The 7,498-nt window shown below is 40.1% G+C and carries 8 protein-coding genes and 1 pseudogene; 2 read left to right on the forward strand and 7 right to left on the reverse strand.

Translation table 11 applies throughout. The features are described 5' to 3' along the window. Window positions 1-558: pseudogene (locus ABZB17_RS18045) on the reverse strand (hypothetical protein); the annotation flags it as partial. Window positions 559-725: 167 nt separating this feature from the next. On the opposite strand from ABZB17_RS18045, the gene ychF reads away from it, so the two are divergent. Further along, the gene (gene ychF, locus ABZB17_RS18050) at window positions 726-1,826 is read left to right on the forward strand and encodes a redox-regulated ATPase YchF (protein ID WP_372652209.1); all 1,101 of its coding nucleotides are present in this window, start codon (window positions 726-728) and stop codon (window positions 1,824-1,826) included. Between the two features lie 111 nt (window positions 1,827-1,937). Here the strand turns inward: ychF and yajC are convergent, their stop codons facing one another. The 3 genes from yajC to nusB are packed head-to-tail and all read right to left on the reverse strand — an operon-like array spanning window position 1,938 to window position 3,651. Then, the gene (yajC, locus tag ABZB17_RS18055) at window positions 1,938-2,261 is read right to left on the reverse strand and encodes a preprotein translocase subunit YajC (protein WP_303918070.1); all 324 of its coding nucleotides are present in this window, start codon (window positions 2,259-2,261) and stop codon (window positions 1,938-1,940) included. A gap of 11 nt (window positions 2,262-2,272) precedes the next feature. Further along, a complete protein-coding gene (locus tag ABZB17_RS18060) occupies window positions 2,273-2,704 on the reverse strand; it encodes a DUF1573 domain-containing protein (RefSeq protein ID WP_372652211.1) in 432 nt (143 codons plus the stop codon). Then, window positions 2,704-3,651: a transcription antitermination factor NusB gene (nusB, locus tag ABZB17_RS18065; protein WP_045033361.1), complete on the reverse strand. Its 948-nt coding sequence runs from the start codon at window positions 3,649-3,651 to the stop codon at window positions 2,704-2,706. The genes ABZB17_RS18060 and nusB overlap by 1 nt, the downstream gene beginning before the upstream one ends. 45 nt (window positions 3,652-3,696) lie before the next feature. Between nusB and ABZB17_RS18070 the strand changes: the two genes are divergently transcribed. Beyond that, on the forward strand, window positions 3,697-3,867 hold the full coding sequence (locus ABZB17_RS18070; RefSeq protein ID WP_372652213.1) for a hypothetical protein: 171 nt from the start codon (window positions 3,697-3,699) through the stop codon (window positions 3,865-3,867). 177 nt (window positions 3,868-4,044) lie between these two features. On the opposite strand, the gene ABZB17_RS18075 is transcribed toward ABZB17_RS18070, so the two are convergent. The 3 genes from ABZB17_RS18075 to ABZB17_RS18085 all read right to left on the reverse strand — a co-directional run bounded on the left by ABZB17_RS18075 (window position 4,045) and on the right by ABZB17_RS18085 (window position 7,225). After that, window positions 4,045-4,425: a hypothetical protein gene (locus ABZB17_RS18075; protein ID WP_372652215.1), complete on the reverse strand. Its 381-nt coding sequence runs from the start codon at window positions 4,423-4,425 to the stop codon at window positions 4,045-4,047. A gap of 536 nt (window positions 4,426-4,961) precedes the next feature. After that, on the reverse strand, window positions 4,962-5,693 hold the full coding sequence (locus ABZB17_RS18080; protein WP_372652216.1) for a hypothetical protein: 732 nt from the start codon (window positions 5,691-5,693) through the stop codon (window positions 4,962-4,964). 236 nt (window positions 5,694-5,929) lie between these two features. Then, window positions 5,930-7,225 carry an acyloxyacyl hydrolase gene (locus ABZB17_RS18085; RefSeq protein ID WP_372652218.1) on the reverse strand — a complete coding sequence of 432 codons (1,296 nt, stop codon included), beginning with the start codon at window positions 7,223-7,225 and terminating at the stop codon, window positions 5,930-5,932. Window positions 7,226-7,498: the final 273 nt, after the last annotated feature.

Below are 7,498 nucleotides of genomic sequence, written 5' to 3' on the forward strand. Positions count from 1 at the left end.
GGTTTGCAGTTCAGTTAACGTAAATTTATCGGGTAGCATTCGGAATCCTACGGGGTGATATTTTACCTCGGAATGTAGTTTTTTTAATGCTTCTTCAATAATTACTTTATGGTCGAAAACCAGTTTCGGAAGTTTGTCGATCTCGAACCAGTTTAATACTTTGGCCAATTCTGATTGGCGCAAATCGTGATATTCGGGGTTAATAATGGCATAGTAGGCCGTGGTTAAAACACGTGAGAAAGGAACACGGTCCAACTTCCCGAAAGTTTTAACCTGGTTGAGATAAACGTTTTCGAGGCCAGTGGTTTTCGATAAAATAAATTTGGCATATTCATCAATATCTTCATCTTCCGGAAGGTGAGATCCGATTAATGCCCAGTAATCTTGCCCGGTATGCATTGGGTTTTTGGTAAAAAGGTCTTCAACCTCCTCATAGTTATCTTTTTCGCTAAAAAAACGTTTGGCAACATCAGACTCCGATTGCCATAGCAGTACACACAGTTTGTTGTCTTTAAAGCCAAAAATTACACAGTCAATAGATAGATGTCGTAGTATCATAAGTTAAAAGTTTACACAAATGTAGTTACTGATTTTATAAAAAACCAATATTTAACTTGTGAAAGATACAATAAGCCCTGTTTTATTGATGAAAAAGTATGCAAAAACATCAATTTTTAAATAGCAAAAATAAATTACCTTTGCACCGCAATTTTTAAATAAGTAAAATGGCTTTAAAATGTGGTATTGTTGGTTTACCAAACGTCGGAAAATCAACACTGTTTAATTGTTTGTCGAGTGCAAAAGCGCAATCGGCAAATTTTCCTTTTTGTACAATCGAACCCAATTTAGGGGTGATAACTGTACCCGACGAAAGATTAACAAAATTAGAGGAATTGGTAAAACCGCAACGTGTGGTTCCTACAACGGTTGAAATTGTTGATATCGCCGGTTTGGTGCGCGGGGCAAGTAAAGGAGAAGGTTTGGGAAATAAATTCCTGGGTAATATTCGCGAAACCGATGCGATTATCCACGTATTGCGTTGTTTCGAGAACGAAAATATTACGCACGTTGATGAAACTATCGATCCGGTGCGCGATAAGGAGACCATCGATATTGAACTTCAGCTGAAGGATCTGGAGACTGTTGAAAGCCGCATTGCCAAAGTTGAAAAACAGGCCCGTACCGGAAACGATCCGGAAGCCAAACGTATGTTCCGCATTCTTTCAAAATACAAAGAGGTGTTGATGGAAGGAAAATCGGCACGTACTGTTGAGGTCGATCCATCGGATGCAGCAGCTGTAAAAAGCCTCGAATTGCTGACCAATAAACCGATATTGTATGTTTGTAATGTTGACGAACCTGCCGTGATTAAAGGAAATGCCCACGTTGAAGCCGTAAAAGAAGCCATTAAAGATGAGAATTCGGAAATGCTGATGATTGCAGCAGCAACTGAAGCCGATATTGCCGAGTTGGATGATTTTGAAGAGCGCCAAATGTTTTTGGATGATCTTGGATTAAAAGAAGCCGGAGTTAGCAAACTAATTAAATCGGCTTACAAATTACTTCAGCTGGAAACGTATTTCACTGCCGGAGTAAAAGAAGTTCGTGCGTGGACCTACCATAAAGGCAGCAAGGCACCACAGGCAGCGGGAGTAATCCACTCGGATTTTGAGAAAGGATTTATTCGTGCCGAGGTGATTAAATACAACGACTTTGTAACGTTAGGATCGGAACTGGCCTGTAAAGAAGCCGGTAAAATGTCGATCGAAGGAAAAGAGTATGTCGTAAACGATGGCGATATAATGCACTTCAGGTTTAATGTTTAAGAAAGTCTGAAGTCGGGAGGCCGAAGTCGGAAGAAAAATAAAAGGCGTGAAAGAATATTCTTTCACGCCTTTTATTGTATACTCCATTTTGGAGAGCTTAAAAGCGTTGTTTTACTTTTGTGGTTGAACGTCGCTTAAGTCTTTTACAATACCGTTTTTGTCAACTTTAATTACAACGTCTTTTGCAACTTCCAGTTGAATGGCTGTTTCTTCAATCTTTACAACTTTTCCGTAAATACCACCGGTGGTAACTACTTTGTCGCCTTTTTGCAAGCTTTCGCGAAACTTACGGGTTTCTTTCTGGCGTTTTACCTGAGGGCGGATCATAAAAAAGTAAAATACTACGATGATCAGCAACAATGGCAAAAAGCTCATTAAAGGATTGGCATCAGCACCATCTTGTGGCTGCATCATTAATAAAATCGAATTCAACATGTCTATAATTTTTAATATTTAATATCAATAAGTTCGTTCTCAACCTGGGCAAAAATAGCTAAATGTTTTAATTCTTTGCTATTTCCAAGTACTTCAATTGTTTTGTATTCTCTTCCAACCAATCCGGCAGTGTTAAATTCAACCTCAATTAAAGCGTTTTCTCCGGGTTTTACGGGCTGCCTGTTAAAGTGAGTGGTTACGCAGCCACAGTCGGTTTCAAGGCTCTCGATTACAAAATCGTTATTGCCGGTGTTGGTTAAAACAAAGGTGTGTAAAACAATTTCGCCGGCTTTTAACTGCCCAAAATTATGAATGGCTTCATCAACTGAAATTTCGGTTAGTGCCAATTTTTCAGTTGCTTGTTTTTGATCGTTATTGTTGCTTTTACTGGCTTCGCACGAAACCAATACAATCATCAAAAATATGAAAGCCAGTTTGTACATTATTCGCCAATCAATCCGCGTCCTTGTTTACTGATTTTTTCGGTGCTTTTTAAGTCTTTCAGCGTTTTATCCAAAATACCGTTAATAAAATTGCGGCTCTTTTCAGTGCTGTAAAACTTCGAAAGTTCGATGTATTCATTCAAGGTCACTTTTGTAGGAATAGTAGGGAAATACAGGAATTCGGTAATGGCCAGTTGCATAATTAAAATGTCCATAAAAGCAATGCGTTCCACATCCCAGTTGCGCGAGTGTTCCTTAATTAACTCACGTAATTCGTTGTGATTAATGATGGACTTACGCAAAAGATCTTTAGTAAAATCGCGGTCTTCCTGGTCTTTATACATTGGCATCAGCGACTGATCCGAATCTGAAAGTTCGTTAAAACGACGCAAAGTTTTAGCGATCATCGAAATCACAAATTCAACATCGTCGTTCCAGTAAATACTTTGCTCTTCAAGCACCATGTACAGGTCTTCCGAAATAAGGATAATCTTATTAAAAAGTTTCTCAATAAACTTGCGGTCGTCCATGTACGAGCGGTTTTTGTCGGCCATATACTCCTGGTACATATCCGATTCAATCATCATCAGGTACAATTCCTTGATGAGTTCAGGATGATCTTTCCAACTCAGTTTTTTCTGATCCAGGTAGGTGTTCAGCTTGTTGTTTTTACGCAACTGATCTATAACCTGGTTGGTTATAAACTTGGTGTTCGGATTCAGATCTTCGTGGGTTGGCTGATGTTTATTTCTTCTGATTTCGATACGGCCCTCTGCATAGTCTGCAATTTCGGGTACCAGCGCCAGCAGGTAGTGGTAAAGGTCGTAAGCTTTGTGGATACAAAAGAACAATTCTTTCTCTGTGTTGTTGATCGATTTCTCGTCGGTGGAGTAGTAGGCGTACAATACTTGTAAGACCTTTGTGCGGATAATCCTTCTGCTAATCATTTTTAATGAACTTCGTATAATTTCGATGCAAAATTACATCTTTTTTTGAATCCCTGCACAGAAAAGAAAGCAATTGCAGAAAGTTATTTTAATGTGAAGGAAGTGAATGCTAATGACGCTGATTGTGCTGATTTGCGCAGAGAAGAAATGGCTCGCAGATTACGCAGATTTGCGCAGAATGATTTGAACGCTGATGATGCTGACTTGCGCGGATAGAACAGTGATGCTCTCACTCAGAGTGAGGGTATCACTATGTAACCAGCCATGGCCTTTAGACCTTGAAGGTTTTAAAACCTTCAAGGTGTCTCTGGAAATGTTGTTTTAACTTTTTTTAGTCTTGCAGGCTCAGGCACGGTTTGCAAAATTGCACCATCGCGGACAATAACTATTTTGTTATTCGTAATAACCGATAGTGTCTTTTAGTTGCTGTGCATACTTGTATATATCGTCCATTACATCAAGTTGAACTCTTGATTCCTTTTTGTTAGAATCAAAAATCCCAAGGTACTTCTTACCTCCATTTAAATGAAGTCTACAAAGTGGTTTTCTATTATTATCATCCAAGAGAACACCAAAATATGACTGAGTATCTCTTGCATAAATCCTTGAAATATCAACTGATTCACGTAAGATCGACTTAACAATATGGAAGCCTTCAATTTCTTCTTCTGTAGTTACAATTTTGCTTTCCTCTTCTTCTGGTTCTTCAGGCTGCGTTTGAACATCTACATCTTCTTCTTTTTTTAATGCAGAAGTTAATTTCAAATGCTCCAATAAATACAATAATAGCATTGATGATAATCAATGCCAGAATAAATGCTTCGTTTAAAAATAATTTCTTAATCAAGGAGCTTATGTTTAGAAAGATTCTCAGTCTGACGAAGATAAAAACAATTTCTATTCAAAAGAAAAATATGTTTATTTTAATTAGGTAGACCAAATAATCTTAGATTGATACCTCCTTGTCCGCAGCCCCAAAACAGCCCTCCGCAGCCATCAAAAGTGTTTCCTCAACCTTACGAACATCGTCCTCACCTCAAAATAAATAGTTATCACTCCAAAATCCGCCGTCATCACCCCTAAAAAGGGCTTATCACCCGTAAATTTATCGTTATCACCCGGTATTATGGTGTTATCACTTGCTTTTTGTCGGTTATCACCGGAGATATTTTACAAAATGACAGTGATAAGCAAATGTTTTGAGTGATAATCTAATTTTTGCGGGTGATAACTGTAATTTATAAGCAAAAAAAGCCGGAACAACGTTTCCGCTGTCCCGGCATGAATTTAATAATAACCATCCCTAATTATTATTCACCGAGTTGTCTCCTGACTTTTTTATGTTTATTCTTATAAATATTCCGGTAGCCCATTAGCCGGTCTTCGTTTTTCCAGAAAACATAGCGGCCACAGTTTTTTATTTCGTTTGCAGCTTGTTGCATGTAGTTATAAGCGCGGTCGCGGATAATTTTTACCTGGTGGTCGATTTCCTTTTCGCCATTGGCTTGTGCCAGCACTATTGCCAGTTCGTCGGCTGTAGTAGCCGCCAGCGGAAGTAAAGTAACATCAAAATTAATTAATGCCAATGGTTCGGGATTGGCTTCGCCCAGGGCAGCAAGGTTGCTTAAATCCTGTATCATATCGGCATCGCCCGTTCCTTCGGCTATGTCACTTACTTTTTTTAACAGGCGCTCGTCGTTTCGGAAGGCATACCTGAAATCGTGCAGCAACTGGTTGCGTAGTTCGTAAGCTGCCGGAGCCCGCTCGTTCCATTCTTTTTGGGCATCCTGTGGTGTATGCTGCTCGCGTTTCCACTTAGCCTCTGCCGTGCGGCAGGCACCGTTGCGCACCGTTAACGAATCGATAGTGATTTCGGGCAGGCCTGCACCCATTAGCTCAGACTTATCGTCGAGGCTCCATAAATAAAGGTTTTCGTTTTCCTGGATGGCCACATTAACGGGCATATCAGGTATTCTCACCTCGTCGGCCGGAATGGCCATAAATGCATCGTAGCACGCATCGTAATCTTGTTGATCTGACATGGTTTTTTGAATTTTGTTCGTATCGGGGATACGAGGTTGAACATAAAATACGCTACAATTTATGACTTATAGTAAACATATGCATAATTTGATTTTATGTTTTGTAGCAGGATACTGGTCTGAAGGATTAGTGAAAAAGCTGGTTAGAAAGGGATCGGCGTTTTGTAAACGCTGCGTTTTATTATAGGACCTGGCAATGCTACTTTAATTATACACCAATAATAGTAGGGCAACAACTATTTGCGGTAAAAAGAAGGATATTGGTTGTTAAATCGGAAACCAAGACCAATCATCAGAAAATTTGGCATATGAAAATCTTTAATGCTGTAGCCAATATGCACAAACGAGTTGCGGGTAATTTCTGTTTTCAGTGCTATAATCTGGTAAAAAGCTTTTAAATCGCCTTTGCTGTAAAGGAAACTTTTACCTACGCCCAGTCCAACAGTAAAATAGGGCATAACATATTCGGCACGGCCCGATATTCCCAAAGCCAGTTGCTCATCGAGTGGAGGCTTAAAAAATTCCTGTTCGGTACCTGCAATGTAATCCTGGGTGTAAACATTGGCGCTTCCGTCGTAAAATCCGTCGAGCGATATACCAAGGCGAAGTTTATAGCCAAAATTATACATGGGCGCAAAACAAAATCCCATTACCGGGTAAGCCACGGGCGATGCAACTTGCGCATCCAGAAAATCAACGCCGGTACGTCGCCACGAGCCAAATAGAACCAGGTCGTAGCTGATGTGCCGTTTAAATGCCGGAATAAATAAGTCCGACGGGCTAATTTGCGACTCACTTTTGCGCACGAAACTATACAGCACCCCGGCTTTTAAGGCAAGCGTATTCAGCCCGGCATTGGGGAACTTGGTATTGCCATTAGAAAAATGGGTGATCGATAAACCGGTATCAAAATTCAGGCGCTCGGAAAGCAACCAGCTAAAATAAAAGTTGGTGTTGATGTAGGCATTTGCTTTCGAACCGATTACCGTATTGCCTGGGTTGGTTTCCGAATTGTAAGGTTTCCATCCCAGGGATAATCCAAAGTTCCACTCGTAATTTAACGATAGTTTTGGGTTGATCTGGCTTATTTGCGCCCCCTGGAATAGGTAAAATACAAATGGGGTTCCCAGTTCCTGACTATGACTTAAATTGTAGGCGGCCAGTCCAATTCCCTGGTATGGTTTGGCATAAATTTTATCGGCCAAAGTATTCGGGAAAAAGCGGAAAGAATATTTTAAATGTGTTGAAAAAGACGAGCGAACGGGCTGTGATGTGCTATTCTCTCCTTTAAAATACGGATTGGTTGGCAAAATGTAGCCGGGCCGTATTTCTACTCCGAGGCGGTGTATAATTGGCGTTGAAAAAAACAGGGAGTCGAATAATTCAGAAGGATCACTGTTGTTTTCCCGTAGTGTGATTGCCGTACTTCCTTCGGTTGAGGTACCTAAACTCTGCGCACTGGTAATAGCTGAAATGAAAAGCAAAATCGTTAAAATGCATAGTATTTTCCAATGTATTTTTTCGCCTTTCATATTACATGCAAATCTGTTTGTTCAATCCCGATGGGAATCTGAAGTTGGCAAATATACTTTTTTATTTATTGAATATAGTGGAAGCCGAAGTCGCGAAGTCGATTACAAGGTTGAATTTGTTGAGTCACTCTTGAAGCTGTCGGAAAATTCTTTGTTTGAAAATGTTATTGTATCGTCATCATCTTCCTCGTCATCATCGGGCTCGTCTTCCCAATCGAATTTCTCGCGGCGAACGATGTATTTGCGGTAATAAAAGGCCAATGCCACACCAAA

Source organism: Draconibacterium sp. (assembly GCF_041583095.1).
GTDB lineage: Bacteria > Bacteroidota > Bacteroidia > Bacteroidales > Prolixibacteraceae > Draconibacterium.

What these genes read in the sequence shown, in the direction of transcription:
- ychF (WP_372652209.1), top strand. Translation starts at nt 726, where the DNA reads ATGGCTTTAAAATGTGGTATTGTTGGTTTACCAAACGTCGGAAAATCA.
- yajC (WP_303918070.1), bottom strand. Translation starts at nt 2,261, where the DNA reads ATGTTGAATTCGATTTTATTAATGATGCAGCCACAAGATGGTGCTGAT.
- ABZB17_RS18060 (WP_372652211.1), bottom strand. Translation starts at nt 2,704, where the DNA reads ATGTACAAACTGGCTTTCATATTTTTGATGATTGTATTGGTTTCGTGC.
- nusB (WP_045033361.1), bottom strand. Translation starts at nt 3,651, where the DNA reads ATGATTAGCAGAAGGATTATCCGCACAAAGGTCTTACAAGTATTGTAC.
- ABZB17_RS18080 (WP_372652216.1), bottom strand. Translation starts at nt 5,693, where the DNA reads ATGTCAGATCAACAAGATTACGATGCGTGCTACGATGCATTTATGGCC.
- ABZB17_RS18085 (WP_372652218.1), bottom strand. Translation starts at nt 7,225, where the DNA reads ATGAAAGGCGAAAAAATACATTGGAAAATACTATGCATTTTAACGATT.